The following is a 15,028-nucleotide window of genomic DNA, read 5'->3' on the forward strand; positions in this document are numbered from 1 at the left end:
GAGATCAGATCACGCCATCCCCGCTCTTGGAGGAAGCCCCAAAAGCGCCTAGCCGACGGAGCTGTAGGCCACTACACCCCGAAGCAGTGCGTCCACGGCCTTACGGGCATTTCGCGCCACCGTGCTCCCGCTGTCGCCGGAGGCGGAAGGAGCGGCGGCGGCGATCTGCCCCAGCACGTCGATCACCTGCTTGCACCAGCGCACGAAGTCGCCCGCCGGCATCTCCGCCTCGCGCAGCACCTCGTCCAGGCTCTTGTCGGAGGCCCACTGGTACACCGGCCACGCGAAGCCGAGATCCGGCTCGCGCTGACCCACGCCCTCCGCCTGGTTGATGCGGTGCTCCTCCTCCAGCGCGTCGAGCCGGCCCCAGATCCGCACCATCTCGCCCAGCGCCGCCTTCGCCGCGCCGCCCGGCACCTTCGGTGCGACCGCGTCGTCGGACTGCCGCGCCTCGAAGACCAACGCCGATACGCAGGCGGCCAGTTCGGCCGGGTTCAGGCCCTCCCAGATGCGGGCGCGCAGGCACTCCGATGCCAGCAGGTCGAGCTCCCCGTACAACCGGGCGAGCCGCTTGCCGTGCACGGTGACCTCGTCCTCGCGCAGGTAGTCCAGCTCGGTGAGCAGGGCGTGGATCCGGTCGAAGGTGCGGGCGATGGTGTTCGTCCGGCCCTCGATGCGCCGCTCCAGCTGCTGGGTGTCCCGCTTCAGCCGGTGGTAGCGCTCCGCCCAGCGGGCGTGGTCCTCACGCTCGTCGCAACCGTGGCAGGGGTGCGCGCGCAGCGCGGCACGGAGCCGGGCGATCTCGCGGTCGTCGGCGGCCACGGCCCGCCCACGGCCCCGCCGCTCGGGTGCGACGTGTCCGGCCTTGGTGCGCAGCTGGGACGCCAGGTCCCGGCGCGACTGCGGCGAACGGGCGTTGAAGGTCTTGGGGATCCGCATCCGGTCGATGGCCTCGACCGGAACCGGGAAGTCGATCGAGGCGAGCCGCTTGACCTGCCGCTCGACGGTGAGCACGAGCGGGCGCGGGCCCTCGGTGTACTCGTGCCCGCGGTGGCCGTTGGACCGCCCGGCCGGAACCCCGGGGTCCAGGACCAGCGCGAGCCCGGCGAACTTGCCCGTCGGCACGTGGATGATGTCGCCCGGCTTGAGCTTCTCCAGCGAACTGGCCGCCTGGACCCGGCGCTGGGCGGCGCCCTGCTTGGCCAGGTCCGTCTCGCGGTCCTTCAGGTCGCGGCGCAGCTGCGCGTACTCCTCGAAGTTCCCGAGGTGGCAGGTCATGCCCTCCTGGTAGCCCTCCAGTCCCTCCTCGTTGCGCTGCACCTGCCGCGAGATTCCGACGACGGAGCGGTCGGCCTGGAACTGCGCGAAGGAGGTCTCCAGCAGTTCGCGCGAGCGGTGCCGCCCGAACTGGCTGACCAGGTTGACGGCCATGTTGTACGAGGGCTTGAAGCTGGAGCGCAGCGGATAGGTACGGGTGCCCGCCAGCCCGGCCAGCGCCGCCGGGTCCATGCCCCGCTGCCACAGCACCACCGCGTGGCCCTCGACGTCGATGCCGCGCCGCCCGGCGCGGCCGGTGAGCTGGGTGTACTCGCCCGGGGTGATGTCGGCGTGCTGCTCGCCGTTCCACTTGACCAGCTTCTCCAGGATCACCGTGCGCGCGGGCATGTTGATGCCCAGCGCCAGGGTCTCGGTGGCGAAGACGGCCTTCACCAGGCCGCGTACGAACAGCTCCTCCACGACCTCCTTGAAGGTGGGGAGCATGCCCGCGTGGTGCGCGGCGATGCCCCGCTCCAGGCCTTCGAGCCACTCGTAGTACCCCAGGACGTGCAGGTCCTCGGTGGGGATGGAGGCGGTCCGGGCCTCGACGATCTCGCGGACCCGCAGGCGGGCGGTGTCGTCATTGAGCCGCAGGCCGGCGAACAGGCACTGCTGGACGGCGGCCTCGCAGCCGGCCCGGCTGAAGATGAAGTTGATGGCGGGCAGCAGCCCGTCGTTGTCGAGGCGGGCGATGACCTCGGGGCGGGAGGGGGTCCAGATCCGGCCGCGGGAACGCCGCTCGCGCTCGCGGTCGGCCTCGCGGACCATCTTGCCGCGCCGCCGGTCCTGCGGGTTGTACATGCGGTTGTTCTCGTCGCGCGCCATGCGCAGCAGGTCGGGATTGACCTCCCGGCGTGCGGAACTGCGGCCTCCGTGGTCGGACTCCTCCTCGAAGAGGTCGTAGATCCGGCGGCCGGCCATGACGTGCTGCCACAGCGGTACGGGCCGCTCCTCCGAGACGATGACCTCGGTGTCGCCGCGCACGGTGTCCAGCCAGTCGCCGAACTCCTCCGCGTTGGACACGGTGGCCGACAGGGAGACCAGGGTCACCGACTCGGGGAGGTGGATGATCACTTCCTCCCAGACGGCTCCGCGGAAGCGGTCGGAGAGGTAGTGCACCTCGTCCATCACGACGTAGCCGAGGCCGAGCAGCGACTGCGAGCCCGCATACAGCATGTTGCGGAGCACCTCGGTGGTCATCACGACCACGGGCGCCTCGGAGTTGACGCTGTTGTCGCCGGTGAGCAGGCCCACCTTGCCGGCGCCGTAGCGCTTGACGAGGTCGGCGTACTTCTGGTTCGACAGGGCCTTGATGGGCGTCGTGTAGAAGCACTTCCGGCCCTGCTCCAGGGCCAGGTGCACGGCGAACTCGCCGACGATGGTCTTGCCCGATCCGGTCGGGGCTGCGACGAGGACGCCCTTGCCGGACTCCAGCGCCTTGCAGGCTTCGACCTGATACGGGTCCAGGTCGAATTCGTACATGTCACGGAAGGGGGCCAGGGCGGTGGCCTCTTCGGCGGCGCGGATCCGGGCAGCGGCGTACCGCTCGGCGGGTGAGAGTTCTTCGGTCATCTTGTCAACGAGCCTACCCGCCGCCTCTGACAACAGTCGCGGTCATTTAAGCGGAGCCCGCGAAGCCGCTGCCGCTACCCGCGGCGACCGGGCCGTACCCGTCGGGTCGGACCCGGTCGGTCCCGGTCGCCCCAGGTCAGGTGGGGTCGGCCCGGTCGGGCCGGTGCAGGACGGGTCAGGTCGCGTCGTCGTAACCGTTGATCCGCTGGCGTCCGCCGTCGTCCTGCCCGGGCAGGGCCGCGGGGGCCGCCACCGCTTCGATCTGGCCGACCGGAGCCGGGGTGAGGTCCAGCTCGGCGGCTTCGTCGTCGTCCAGGGCCGCGTCGGGGTCGTTGCGCCGCCGCCTGCGGTCATTGACCATGCAGATGCCGAGCGCGATGAAGTAGAGGGAGACGATCGGGACGGCCAGGGACAGCATGGTGAGCGGATCACCGGTGGGCGTCGCGAAGGCGGAGAAGACCGTGATGCCGAGGATCATGGCGCGCCACCAGCTCGCCAGCCGCTTCGCGGTGAGCACCCCGGTGAAGTTGAGCAGGATCAGCAGCAGCGGCAGCTCGAAGGCCAGGCCGAAGACGACGACCATGCGCGTGACCAGGTCGAGGTAGTCATCGACCGGGAGCAGGTTGCGTGCGTGCTCGGGGGTGAAGTCGAGGAGGATCGTCGCGGTCTGCGGAAGGACCTTGTACGCGAGCACCGCGCCGGCGCCGAACAGCGGCGCGCCGACCGCGACGAAGCTCATCGCGTACTTCTTCTCGTGGTTGTGGAGGCCGGGGGCGGTGAAGGCCCACAGCTGGTAGAGCCACACCGGCGCCGAGAGCACCACACCGGCGGTGAGCGAGACCTTGAGGGCGATCGAGAACGGCGCGATGAGACCGTTCACTGTCATGTCGGCGCAGGGCCGGCCGTTGCGCTGCGAGACCACCCCGCCGGTGCAGCCGACGGAATCCAGCATCGGCTTCAGCATGAAGTCGATGAGGTCCTTGTAGAAGAAGGCCGACACGACGGTGATCACGAGGATCGCCAGGACCGACTTCAGCAGGCGGTTTCTCAGCTCACGCAGGTGCTCGACAAGAGGCATCCGCCCTTCGGCGTCCTTGTCCGCTTTCCCCTGCTTGCGGGCAGACTTGAGCAACCCAGGTCCCTTGTCTCGTTGCAGATACCGGCGTGACCTGACGATCAGCCTTGAGCGGTGCGGTTCGGCTCGCTGACGGGCCGGGAGCTGGTGACGTCACCGGGCGCGGCCTGGATGGTGCGCGGGGCGGCGGGCTGCTGCGGAGCCTGGTCGGCGGCCTTGGCCGCGGCGGCCGCGTCCTCGGACTCGCCGTCCTTCTTCATGGCCTTCGCCTCGCTCTTGAGGATGCGGGCCGACTTGCCGAGGGAACGGGCCATCTCGGGGAGCTTCTTGGCGCCGAACAGCAGCACGATGACAGCGATGATCAGAAAAATCTCAAGGGGCTTCAAATTGCCGATCATGTAGGTCTTCCTTCTCACCGAAACGGCTGGTTGTGGTGGCTCGGGCGGCGCGGACGGAATCCGGTGACCGCTCAGGCAAGGATCGTAACCCCCGGGGGTGAACGCCCGGCAATCCCCTGGCGTATCCCCGCTTGCGCCGAGGTCGGCCGTTACGGGCCCGGACCGACCCTTTCGCCCCGCTTTCTACGGCCGGACGGCGTGCCCCGCCCGGGCCAGATCGGCGGCCGCGCGCTCCAGATCCCCCGAGGCGTCCGCGATCCGGCGGCTGGCCTGTGCGACCTGACCGGACAGTCTGCGCACCTCCACGAAGACCCTCAGGGCCAGGACGGCCAGGACGGTGATCCCCAGAAAGCCCAGGGCAATTGCGAACATCGGCCACAGCATGGGCAAGAGCCTAGGCCACCGGCCGGCTCAGATACTGCGCAGGGTGCTCACGCCGCCACCGGTCAGCAGTTCCACAATGCGCTGACCGGCCGGTTTACGGACGGAGACACCGCACGCGGGACAGGTGAAGGAGTAGAAGGTGGTCCGCGGGCTCCCACCGATGGCCAGCCGCAGGGCGCCCGCGTCCAGCTCGAAGCGGGCCGTGCAGTCGGGACACGCCGCCTTGAAGGCGACCGGCCCCTCTCCTGCGGGCCCCTGTCCTGAGGGCCCCTCTCCTGCGGGCCCCTGTCCTGAGGGCCCCTGTCCTGCGGGCCCCACCGCGGACCTCCCGGCGGCGGGACCCGCCGTGACCGGTACTCCCGGCGGCCCGGACACGGGCCCAGACGTTGACGACATCGGCCGCGCTCCCCTCGGACCCGTCCCTCAGACCTGTTCCCCGTACCCCTCGAGTGCTTCTCGAGCCGCTCTGCGGGCACTGTCCGCCAGCTCTGCGGGAGCCACGATCCGCCCCTCGCGGCCCAGCCGCAGGGCAAGCCTGCGCAGCGAGGCCGGGTCCGGGCTGCGCAGTGTGATCCGCAGGCCGCCCCCGGGCAGCTCCTCGGCGCTGTCGTGGGGGTAGTACTCGGCGACCCAGCGGCCGCCCGGACCCACCTCGACCACGACCTCGGGGTCCTCGGCGGCCGGCTGGACGAGCCCCTCGGACAGATCGCGCGGCTCGATGGCGGGCGGCTCGGCCCGCTCGTCCAGCAGCCGGATCTCCGCCACCCGGTCGAGGCGGAAGGTGCGCCGGGCCTCCGAGAGGTGGCACCAGCCCTCCATGTACGTGTGCCCCACCGCGAAGAGCCTGATCGGGTCGACCTTGCGCTCGGTGAGCTCGTCGCGCGCGGGCGAGTAGTAGCGCAGCCACAGCCGCCGGCGCTCCGCGATGGCCCGGTCGACGTCCGCGAAGACCCCTCCCTCGGACTCGAAGGTCACCGAGAGCCGGGAGCTGGCGCCGGCGACCTCGCCCGCCGCCGCCTCCAGCTTGGCGGTGGCCCGCAGCAGGGCGTCCCGGTCGCTCTCGCGCAGCCCTGGCAGGGTCGCCACCGCGCGGGCGGCGACCAGCAGCGCGGTCGCCTCGTCGGCGGCGAGCCGCAGCGGCTCGGCGGTGGACTCCCCGGAGGCGTCGGGGTTGCGCCACCAGATGCGCTCCCCGTCAGTGTCGATGTCGAGCAGGTCCCCGCCCCGGAAGCTCGTCCCGCACATGGGGAGCACGTCGAGGTCCGAGATCAGCTCGTCCTCGGTGATCCCGAAGGCGCGCGCCACATCGGCGACGTGCGCCCCCGGGCGCTCGCGCAGGTAGGTCACCAGGGACAGCATCCGGCGCGTCTGGTCGATGGCGTTGGCAGCCATGCTGGTACGTCTCCCCCTCAGGGCGTGCTCGGCAGATGGTGCGGTTACGGGTGGTGCGGTACGGCCCCGGTCAGCCGGCGGCGACGGCGCGCAGCCGGTCCACCACGTCCGCCCGCAGGTCGGCGGGGTCCAGCACGACGACGTCGGGCCCGAACTCCACCAGCCAGGCGTCCAGCCCGTGCCCGTACGGGATCTCCAGCTCGTCCCAGCCGTCCCCGCCCTCGCGCACGGCGGTGGCCTTGGCCCGCAGCGGGTAGCCCGCCCCGGTGCGCAGCCGGATCCGCGCGGAGCGCTCCGCGCTCTCCCCCGCCCACCTCTCCACGGTCTCCCGTACGGTGACCACGTCGGGCACCTCGGCGGTGTACTTCGCCGCCCGCGAGCGGACCTTGCCGGTGATCCGGGAGAGCCGGAACACCCGCTCCGCCCCGCGGTCGCGGTCGAAGCCGGCCAGGTACCAGTGGCCGCGCCAGCACTCCAGCGCCCAGGGCTCCACCTGGCGCGACTCGGGCCGCGCCGCAGTGGACTTGCGGTAGTCGAAGACCACCGGCCGGCGGTCCCGGCAGGCCAGCATCAGCGGCTCGAAGGCCGCCTCGTGGACCGGGATGCGCGGCTCGATGGCGCTGTGCTGCCCCTCGTACGGGTCCCCTGCCTCGGGCATCCCGCCCGCGCGCAGCTTCTGCAGGGCGCCGCTCGCGGCTCCGGCGAGGCGGGCCTGCTGCCAGACCTTGGCCGCCAGCCCCAGGGCGGCGGCCTCTTCCGCGTCGAGGGAGACGGGCGGCAGCCGGTTGCTGTCCCGGCGGGCCAGGTAGCCGGTCTCGCCGTCCAGGTTCTCCACCGTCTCGATGACCAGGCCGAGTTCGCGCAGATCGTCCTTGTCCCGCTCGAACATGCGGTTGAAGGACTCGTCGTTGCCGGCCTCCATGTAGGCCTCGATGGAACCGCGCAGTTCGCGCTTGCTGAGCGGCCGGCGGGTCCCCAGCAGACACAGCGCCAGATTCATCAGCCGCTCGGCCTTGGCAATCGCCATCGACGCCTTTCCGCCCTTCTCCGCGTACACATCCGTCGCACCGTCACCTGTGCGCCGTGATCGTCACCGTCACACGGACGGACCCGTGAGCGCTGACCGTACCGCCCCGGCGCGTCCCGGCAAAAGCGAGGGGCCCCCGCCGGACGGCGGGGGCCCCTGCGCTGATCGCGGAAGTCCCGATCTGGGGTTCGGACGGTCAGGCGGCCATCAGGTCGCAGACGAAGATCAGCGTCTCGCCCGGGGCGATGGCACTGCCCGCCCCGCTGTCACCGTAGGCCAGGTGGGCCGGGATCGTCAGCTTGCGACGGCCGCCGACCTTCATGCCCTGGACACCCTGGTCCCAGCCGGAGATGACCTGGCCGACACCCAGCTGGAACTGGAGCGGAGCGCCACGGTTCCAGGAGGCGTCGAACTCCTCGCCGGTGGAGAAGGCCACGCCCACGTAGTGGACCGAGACCCGGGAACCGGCCTTCGCCTCGGCGCCGTCGCCCAGCCAGATGTCCTCGATCTTGAGGTCCTTGGGGGCTTCACCCTCGGGGAAGTCGATCTCAGGCTTCTCGAGCTTGTCGCTCACGGATACTGCTCCTCATACGTACGAACGGGGCCCCTCCCAGCGGTGGCTGGGGGACAACCGGAACAGTCTTACATCACCGCGAGGATGTCGAGGCTGAAGACCAGCGTCGACTTGGCCGGGATCGTCCCCTGCTCCTTGTCGCCGAAGGCCATGTCCGGCGGGATGACCAGCAGGATGCGGCTGCCGGCCTTCTTGCCGATCAGGCCTTCCTTCAGGCCCTTGACGGACAGCTGGTCCATCGGCCAGGTGACCGTCTGGTCGCTGGTGTACGTGCTCTCGAAGGTCTTGTCGTCCTTCCACGTCTTCCCGTTGAACTTGACGACGACGCTGTCGGTGTCCTTCACGACCGCGCCGTCACCCTCCAGGACGTAGTTCGAGACCAGCTTGGCCGGCTCGGCGGTGTCCTTCGGGACGGCCACGGAGACTTCCTTGCCGTCCGTGTTCGTACCGATCTTGGGCAGGTCCTTGTTGTCCTGCGCGGTCTCCTTGCCCGTGGCCGAAGCCGGGACGGAGGCACCCTTGACGATGTCCACGACGAAGACCAGCGTGGCGTTCGGCTTGATCTTCTCGCCGGAGCCCTGCTCGCCGTAGCCGAGGGCCGGCGGGATCACGAGCTCGACACGGCTGCCGACCTTCTGGCCCTCCAGGCCCTGGTCCCAGCCCTTGATGACGGCGCCGGCCCCGATGTTCACATCGAACGGCTTGCCCTTGCCGAAGCTCTCGTCGAACGGCTCCTTGCCGTCCCACACCTGACCGAGGTAGTTGACCTGGGCGATGTCGCCCTTCTTCAGCGCCGGGCCGGTGCCCTCGCTGATGGTCTCCACCTTCAGTTCCTTCGGCGGCTCGCCCTTCCCCTGCGACAGGGTGGGCTTCTCCCCGAACTTGGCGCCCTTCGTGATCGCGGGCACCCCGTTCTTCATCTGGGCGGAGTCGGAGCCGCTGTCGTCGCCACAGGCCGCTGTCGACAGCAGCAGAAGGGGTACGACAAGCAGGCCGGCAAGTCGGCGCACGTGTTCCTCAGATCTCAGACGGCAAGGCGGTCGCCAGCCACTCTAAGCCGTGGGCAGGGCCCCGTACGAGATGCGTACGGGGACCCCGCCCCGAGCCCCGGAGATCAGCCGCTGTCACACGGCGGAGCTACATGCCCGCGATGAGCTTCTCCACCCGGTCGTCCACCGACCGGAAGGGGTCCTTGCACAGCACGGTGCGCTGCGCCTGATCGTTTAGCTTCAGGTGCACCCAGTCGACCGTGAAGTCCCGCCGCTGCTCCTGCGCCCGGCGGATGAAGTCGCCCCGCAGCCTCGCCCTCGTCGTCTGCGGCGGCACCGACTTGCCCTCGAAGATCTTGAGGTCGTTGCAGATCCGCGCCGCCTGCCCCTTGCGCTCCAGCAGGTAGTAGAGACCGCGCCGGCGGTGGATGTCGTGGTAGGCGAGATCTATCTGGGCCACCCGCGGATTCGACATCGTCATGTTGTGCTTGCCCCGGTACCGCTCGATCAGCTGGTACTTCATGACCCAGTCGATCTCGGTCCCGATCCGGTCCAGGTCCTCCTCGTCGATCGCGTCGAGGGTGCGGCCCCACAGCTCCAGCACCTGGTCCACCACGCCGGTACGGATGCCCCGGCGCTCGGCGAAGTCCACGGCCTTGTCGTAGTACTCGCGCTGGATCTCCAGCGCCGAGGCCTCCCGGCCGCTCGCGAGGCGCACCTTGCGCTGGCCGGTGATGTCGTGGCTGACCTCGCGGATCGCCCGGATCGGGTTCTCCAGGGTCAGGTCCCGCATCACGGTGCCCGCCTCGATCATGCGCAGCACCAGGTCGGTGGCCCCGACCTTGAGCAGCATCGTCGTCTCGGACATGTTCGAGTCGCCGACGATGACGTGCAGCCGCCGGTAGCGCTCGGCGTCCGCGTGCGGCTCGTCCCTGGTGTTGATGATCGGCCGGGAGCGGGTCGTGGCGGAGCTGACGCCCTCCCAGATGTGCTCGGCCCGCTGACTGACGCAGTAGACCGCGCCCCGAGGGGTCTGCAGCACCTTGCCCGCGCCGCAGATCAGCTGCCGCGTGACGAGGAACGGAATGAGGATGTCCGCCAGGCGGGAGAATTCTCCGTGCCGGGCCACCAGATAGTTCTCGTGGCAGCCGTAGGAGTTGCCCGCCGAGTCGGTGTTGTTCTTGAAGAGATAGACGTCGCCCGCGATTCCCTCCTCGTGCAGGCGGCGTTCTGCGTCGACGAGCAGGCCTTCGAGAATGCGCTCGCCGGCCTTGTCGTGCGTGACCAGTTCGGTCACGTTGTCGCATTCGGGAGTTGCATATTCCGGATGCGAACCCACGTCGAGGTAGAGGCGGGCGCCGTTCCGCAGGAAGACATTGCTGCTGCGGCCCCATGAGACAACACGGCGGAAGAGGTAGCGCGCCACTTCGTCAGGAGACAGTCGGCGCTGTCCCCTGAACGTGCACGTGACGCCGTACTCGTTCTCCAGCCCGAAAATGCGGCGGTCCATGACTGAACATTACGCCTTCTGCCCTGTTCTGAAACCGGGTTCGAGAGCGCCGTTCCGATCATTTTCCGATGACACGCCGGACGGGACCGCCGATCGGCCCATCGGCCGGCCCGCGGCCGGCCCGTGGTCAGCTCGCCGTCAACCCGCGGAGGGCACCTCGAACGCGGCCCCGGACGAGTCGCCTGACGGCCTCTCCGACGAGCCCGCCACCGCCCTGCCGCGACCGGGAGTCGCCAGCACCCGCTGAGTGACCGTCAGCACCATCAGCGAGGCGGCGCCCGCGGCACCGGCCACCGCGAAGCTCACCGCCGTACCGCCCAGCTCCACGGCCGGCCCGGCGGCCGCGGTACCGATCGCCGCGCCCACACCGAAGAAGGTGACCAGCCACGAGAAGGCCTCCGTCACCGTCCCGGCCGGGGCGTGCCGGTCCACGACGATGAACGCGCAGGCGATGGCCGGCGCCAGGAACACCCCGGCGAGCGCCGTGAGCGCCGTCATGGCCACCGGGTCCGGGGTCAGCGTCAACGGCAGGTAGCAGAGCGTGAGGAGCGCCACCAGCATCCGCAGCCGCCGCTCGGGCGCCCCTGGCCACTGGCGGGCGCCGTAGACCACACCGCCGATCAGCGCGCCGAGGCCGAGGGCCGCCATCAGCCACCCGTACACGGCCTGGTCGCCGTGGTCGTCCGCGTACGCGATGCCCGCCACCGTGATGGACCCCAGCGCCGTCCCGACGAAGAAGAAGGCACCGAGCAGCGCCAGCAGGCCCGGCGAGCGCAGGGCGCCCAGCCAGTGCGCCTCGCGAGGAGCTGACCGCCACGTACGGGAGGGCTCGCAGACCACCACGGAGAGCGCGCCCAGCACCCCGATGGCGTTGAGGGCGAGCAGCGCGCCGGCCGGGGACCACAGCGAGACGAACAGCGTCACCAGCAGCGGGCCGACGGTGAACATGACCTCCTGGGCCACCGCGTCCATCGCGTACGCCGCGTGCACCCGGTCCTCGCGGCCGCCGAGCACGCTCGGCCACAGGGCACGCAGCCCGCCCTCCAGCGGCGGCGTGAAGAACCCGGCGACGACCACGGCCGCGTACGCCGCGCCCGTCGAGCCCGTACCCGCGAGCGCGAGCCACACCATCCCGAGCGCCGAGACCACGGCGGCCGGCAGCTGCACCCTGGGCTGCCCGAACAGGTCCACGGCCCGCCCGAGCAGCGGCTGGCCCACCGCGTTGGCCACGCCGTACACGGCCGCCAGCGCCCCCGCGAGGCTGTAGCTGCCGCCCTCGGCCCGCGTGAACAGCACGATCGCGATCGGCGCGGTGCCGTTCGGCAGCCGGCCTATCAGCGTGCCCGCCAGCAGCCTCGCCGCGTGCCGGGTCTTGAGCAGCTCCGCGTATCCCGCGGCCATGTCCGCCCCCTTCCGCCCGGATCCCACCGGAGTAATACGTATAACGTGACGAGTCATACGTACCATGACCCCAGCCCACCAGTCCACTCCCCCGACCACCCCGGCCCGCCCCACACCCCCGACGACCCAGCACCTCAGGAGCACCCGTGACGAGACCCACCAGCCGGGACGTGGCCACCGCCGCCGGGGTCTCCCAGGCCACCGTCTCCCTCGTCCTCGGCGACAAATGGCGCGGCCGCGTCTCCGAACGCACCGCCGGCCTCGTCCGCGAAGCAGCCACCCGGCTCGGCTACCGCCCCAACCTCGCCGCCCGCAACCTCCGCCTCGGCTCCACCCGCACCGCCCTCCTCGTCGTCCCCGCCCTCACCAACGAGTTCTTCGCCCGCGTCTACACCGGCGCCGCCCGCGTCGCCGCCGAACACGGCTTCGGCGTCGTCCTCTACCCCTCCCCCGACGGCACCGGCCCCGCCCGCGACCCCTTCGCCTCCGCCCGCGCCGCCCTCGACGGGGTCATCGCCTCCTCCATGGCGGCCGACGCCCTCGACGCCATCGGCGGCGAAGGACTCCCCCTCGTCATGCTCGACAGCGACCCCACCGCCGGCGGCGCCGCCGCCGCCCACGTCAACCTCGCCATGGCCGACGGCATGCGCCAGGTCACCGAACACCTCCTGGCCCTGGGCCACCGGCGCTTCCTCCACCTCGCCTCCGCCGTCGACTCCTGGACCTTCGACATCCGCGCCGGGGCCCTGGCCGCCCTCCTGGCGCCCCCCGCCGAGCTGCGCACCGTACGAGCCCCCCTCAGCGTGGACGGCGCCCGTACGGCCATGGAGAGCGCCCTGGCCACCCCCCACGGCCGGCCCACCGCCGTCGTCTGCGACGACGACATCCTCGCCGCGGGCGCCTGCAAAGCCGCCCGCCGCCTCGGCCTGCGCGTCCCCGAGGACCTCTCCGTCACCGGCTTCGACGACCTCGCCCTCGCCACCGCCGTCGAACCCGAGCTGACGACCGTGCGCCTCCCCGCCGAACGCGTCGGCGAACAGGGCATGACCGCCCTCCTCGCCGTCCTCGAAGGCTCCCCCTGGACCGGCCCCGACATCCCCGTCGAACTGATCGTCCGCGACTCCTCCGGCCCCGCCCCCACCCCCTGAACCCCACCCTCTGAACCCCACCCTCTGAACCCCGCGACCCGGACCCCGCCCAGGACCCGGACACGACGAAGCCCCGGCCCGCCGAAACGGCGGACCGGGGCTCCCTCCCCAGCCGGGTACTACTCCGCGTCATCCTCCGGAGCCTCGTCGTTCGACACGGCATCCGCCTGCGCGGCCGCCGGAACGTCCGCCTCCAGCAACCGTGCCAACTGCCGGCCCCGGATCCGCTTGAACTTCCGCTGCTGCGCCCGCGTCCGGTCCAGCACCGCGACCTCCAGCCGCTCGGCCGGAATCGTCTTGTCCGCACTGTTCGCCTGACTCGACAGCGCCTGCACCGCCAGCTTCAACGCCTCGGCCAGGGTCATCCCGTCCCGGTGACGCTGATCCAGGAACGTACTGATCTGCTCGGCATTGCCGCCCACCGCGACCGAACCGTGCTCGTCCACGATCGACCCGTCATGCGGCAACCGGTAGATCTGGTCCCCCGCCGCGGTCGCACCGACCTCGGCCACGACCAGCTCCACCTCGTACGGCTTCTCACCGGCCGAGGAGAAGATCGTGCCCAGCGTCTGGGCGTACACATTCGCCAGCCCACGGGCCGTCACATCATCACGGTCGTACGTGTATCCCCGCAGATCGGCATAGCGCACGCCGCCGATCCGCAGATTCTCGTACTCGTTGTACTTACCGGCGGCCGCGAAGCCGATCCGGTCATAGATCTCGCTGAACTTGTGCAGCGCGCGAGACGGATTCTCACCGACGAACACGATGCCGTCGGCATACTGCAACACGACAAGGCTGCGACCGCGGGCGATGCCCTTGCGGGCGTATTCCGCCCGGTCGGCCATGGCCTGCTGGGGTGACACATAGAACGGAGTCGACACCGGCTGTCCGTCCCTTTCTTCTGGGCTCCTACGGGGCGGCGGATGGTCAGAGCAGGGCGGCGCGCGGCCCGTCGGGCTGCTCCATGCGGCGCTCGGTGATGGCGCGGGCGAGCTCCGAGGACTCTTCCTCGCTGAGCCTCCTGAAGCCCTCGTCGGTGATGACGGTGACGATCGGGAAGATCCGGCGGTACAAGTCCGGGCCACCGGTGGCCGAGTCGTCGTCCGCGGCGTCGTACAGGGCCTGCACGACCAGCGTGGTCGCCTGCTGCTCCGTCAGATCGTCGCGGTACAGCTTCTTCATCGAACCGCGGGCGAAGATCGAGCCCGAACCGGTGGCCGCGAAGCCGTGCTCCTCGGAGCGGCCCCCGGTCACGTCGTAGGAGAAGATCCGGCCCTTCTCCTTGGCCTCGTCATAGCCCGCGAAGAGCGGCACGACGGCCAGCCCCTGCATCGCCATCCCCAGATTGCTCCGGATCATGGTGGACAGCCGGTTGGCCTTGCCCTCCAGCGAAAGGGTCGCCCCCTCCACCTTCTCGAAGTGCTCCAGCTCCAGCTGGAACAGCTTCACCATCTCCACGGCCAGGCCGGCCGTACCGGCGATGCCGACGGCGGAGTACTCGTCGGCCGGGAACACCTTCTCGATGTCCCGCTGCGCGATCATGTTCCCCATGGTCGCCCGCCGGTCACCGGCCAGCACGACCCCGCCGGGGAAGGTGGCCGCGACGATGGTCGTCCCGTGCGGCGCCTCGACGACACCCTCCGGCAGCCTGCGGTTGCCGGGCAGCATCTGGGGCGAGTGCGCGCCCAGGAAGTCCATGAAGGACGACGACCCCGGCGTCAGGAAGGCTGCCGGTAGACGCCCTGTGCTAAGAGTGTTGGGTTCCACAGGTTTCCTTCCACGTAAGCGGCTGCACGCCTCATGACGTCCGGCCGATCCTTGAACTGCCCCAGCGCTGCGTTACAGCTGAAGCACAGTACGCCTCGGACCTTACCCGTCTGATGATCGTGATCAACGTGCTCGGCCGGAGCCACTTGGCAGATCACGCAGACCCCGCCTTGAGCTGCCATCATCTCGTCACGCTCGGCCTCGGTCATGCCGTAAAACGCTTGAGGTGGCCTGCCCGGCCCTGGATCGCCCGACAAGCCTTGCATCGAGTGGACAGTCCGTCAGAAGCTGTCGCGTTCTTGTGCCATTCGCTGTGTGGCTTCATCTCGCCGCACGTCCGGCACAGCTTCCAGCCCGGCGGGACTTGCACCCTTTCCTTGACGACCTTGCCTCTGGACGCCTGGCGGCGCCGGTAGTGCTCGGCACTGTAGGCCGCCACGCACTCCCGGCACCTCGGCTGAAGGCCGTCCC

The 15,028-nt window shown here is 70.4% G+C and carries 15 protein-coding genes; 1 reads left to right on the plus strand and 14 read right to left on the minus strand.

The genetic code is table 11. The features are described 5' to 3' along the window. Positions 1–48: 48 nt before the first annotated feature. From ABZX75_RS30815 to ABZX75_RS30865, 11 genes are all read right to left on the minus strand, one after another. Positions 49–2,889, minus strand: a complete 2,841-nt coding sequence (locus ABZX75_RS30815; protein ID WP_355416314.1) for a DEAD/DEAH box helicase — start codon at positions 2,887–2,889, stop codon at positions 49–51. 175 nt (positions 2,890–3,064) lie between these two features. Further along, on the minus strand, positions 3,065–4,021 hold the full coding sequence (gene tatC, locus ABZX75_RS30820; RefSeq protein ID WP_355416317.1) for a twin-arginine translocase subunit TatC: 957 nt from the start codon (positions 4,019–4,021) through the stop codon (positions 3,065–3,067). A gap of 44 nt (positions 4,022–4,065) precedes the next feature. After that, a complete protein-coding gene (gene tatA / locus ABZX75_RS30825) occupies positions 4,066–4,362 on the minus strand; it encodes a Sec-independent protein translocase subunit TatA (protein WP_355416320.1) in 297 nt (98 codons plus the stop codon). Positions 4,363–4,545: 183 nt separating this feature from the next. Next, positions 4,546–4,746: a hypothetical protein gene (locus ABZX75_RS30830; RefSeq protein WP_355416323.1), complete on the minus strand. Its 201-nt coding sequence runs from the start codon at positions 4,744–4,746 to the stop codon at positions 4,546–4,548. Positions 4,747–4,773: 27 nt separating this feature from the next. Further along, a complete protein-coding gene (locus tag ABZX75_RS30835) occupies positions 4,774–5,142 on the minus strand; it encodes a hypothetical protein (protein ID WP_355416326.1) in 369 nt (122 codons plus the stop codon). 27 nt (positions 5,143–5,169) lie between these two features. Next, positions 5,170–6,138 (minus strand): WYL domain-containing protein, encoded by a 969-nt coding sequence (locus ABZX75_RS30840; RefSeq protein ID WP_355416329.1) that lies wholly within the window; start codon positions 6,136–6,138, stop codon positions 5,170–5,172. A 70-nt stretch (positions 6,139–6,208) separates the two neighbouring features. Further along, positions 6,209–7,165 carry a WYL domain-containing protein gene (locus ABZX75_RS30845; RefSeq protein ID WP_355416332.1) on the minus strand — a complete coding sequence of 319 codons (957 nt, stop codon included), beginning with the start codon at positions 7,163–7,165 and terminating at the stop codon, positions 6,209–6,211. A 196-nt stretch (positions 7,166–7,361) separates the two neighbouring features. Next, a complete protein-coding gene (locus ABZX75_RS30850; RefSeq protein ID WP_355416335.1) occupies positions 7,362–7,739 on the minus strand; it encodes an FKBP-type peptidyl-prolyl cis-trans isomerase in 378 nt (125 codons plus the stop codon). 68 nt (positions 7,740–7,807) lie between these two features. Next, positions 7,808–8,749: an FKBP-type peptidyl-prolyl cis-trans isomerase gene (locus tag ABZX75_RS30855; RefSeq protein WP_355416338.1), complete on the minus strand. Its 942-nt coding sequence runs from the start codon at positions 8,747–8,749 to the stop codon at positions 7,808–7,810. A 127-nt stretch (positions 8,750–8,876) separates the two neighbouring features. Continuing rightward, on the minus strand, positions 8,877–10,238 hold the full coding sequence (gene pafA / locus ABZX75_RS30860; RefSeq protein WP_355416341.1) for a Pup--protein ligase: 1,362 nt from the start codon (positions 10,236–10,238) through the stop codon (positions 8,877–8,879). Positions 10,239–10,376: 138 nt separating this feature from the next. Then, complete coding sequence (locus ABZX75_RS30865) at positions 10,377–11,639, minus strand: MFS transporter (RefSeq protein ID WP_355416344.1); 1,263 nt, start codon at positions 11,637–11,639, stop codon at positions 10,377–10,379. Between the two features lie 146 nt (positions 11,640–11,785). Between ABZX75_RS30865 and ABZX75_RS30870 the strand changes: the two genes are divergently transcribed. Continuing rightward, positions 11,786–12,787 (plus strand): LacI family DNA-binding transcriptional regulator, encoded by a 1,002-nt coding sequence (locus ABZX75_RS30870; protein ID WP_355416347.1) that lies wholly within the window; start codon positions 11,786–11,788, stop codon positions 12,785–12,787. A gap of 119 nt (positions 12,788–12,906) precedes the next feature. Here the strand turns inward: ABZX75_RS30870 and prcA are convergent, their stop codons facing one another. From prcA to ABZX75_RS30885, 3 genes are read right to left on the minus strand one after another with little or no spacing between them, the layout of a single operon-like run. Next, positions 12,907–13,671, minus strand: coding sequence for a proteasome subunit alpha (prcA, locus tag ABZX75_RS30875; protein WP_355416350.1), 765 nt, complete (start codon positions 13,669–13,671; stop codon positions 12,907–12,909). A 46-nt stretch (positions 13,672–13,717) separates the two neighbouring features. After that, a complete protein-coding gene (gene prcB, locus ABZX75_RS30880; RefSeq protein ID WP_355416353.1) occupies positions 13,718–14,557 on the minus strand; it encodes a proteasome subunit beta in 840 nt (279 codons plus the stop codon). Next, positions 14,509–14,823: an endonuclease VII domain-containing protein gene (locus ABZX75_RS30885; protein ID WP_355416356.1), complete on the minus strand. Its 315-nt coding sequence runs from the start codon at positions 14,821–14,823 to the stop codon at positions 14,509–14,511. The genes prcB and ABZX75_RS30885 overlap by 49 nt, the downstream gene beginning before the upstream one ends. Between the last annotated feature and the right edge of the window lie 205 nt (positions 14,824–15,028).

Origin of the sequence: Streptomyces sp. NPDC003038 (assembly GCF_040611115.1) — a bacterium.
In the GTDB taxonomy this organism is placed as follows: domain Bacteria; phylum Actinomycetota; class Actinomycetes; order Streptomycetales; family Streptomycetaceae; genus Streptomyces.

Excerpts from the sequence above, each read along its gene's own strand:
- ABZX75_RS30815 (WP_355416314.1), bottom strand. The coding sequence starts at position 2,889 with ATGACCGAAGAACTCTCACCCGCCGAGCGGTACGCCGCTGCCCGGATC.
- tatA (WP_355416320.1), bottom strand. The coding sequence starts at position 4,362 with ATGATCGGCAATTTGAAGCCCCTTGAGATTTTTCTGATCATCGCTGTC.
- ABZX75_RS30830 (WP_355416323.1), bottom strand. The coding sequence starts at position 4,746 with ATGCTGTGGCCGATGTTCGCAATTGCCCTGGGCTTTCTGGGGATCACC.
- ABZX75_RS30835 (WP_355416326.1), bottom strand. The coding sequence starts at position 5,142 with ATGTCGTCAACGTCTGGGCCCGTGTCCGGGCCGCCGGGAGTACCGGTC.
- ABZX75_RS30840 (WP_355416329.1), bottom strand. The coding sequence starts at position 6,138 with ATGGCTGCCAACGCCATCGACCAGACGCGCCGGATGCTGTCCCTGGTG.
- ABZX75_RS30845 (WP_355416332.1), bottom strand. The coding sequence starts at position 7,165 with ATGGCGATTGCCAAGGCCGAGCGGCTGATGAATCTGGCGCTGTGTCTG.
- pafA (WP_355416341.1), bottom strand. The coding sequence starts at position 10,238 with ATGGACCGCCGCATTTTCGGGCTGGAGAACGAGTACGGCGTCACGTGC.
- ABZX75_RS30865 (WP_355416344.1), bottom strand. The coding sequence starts at position 11,639 with ATGGCCGCGGGATACGCGGAGCTGCTCAAGACCCGGCACGCGGCGAGG.
- ABZX75_RS30885 (WP_355416356.1), bottom strand. The coding sequence starts at position 14,823 with ATGCAAGGCTTGTCGGGCGATCCAGGGCCGGGCAGGCCACCTCAAGCG.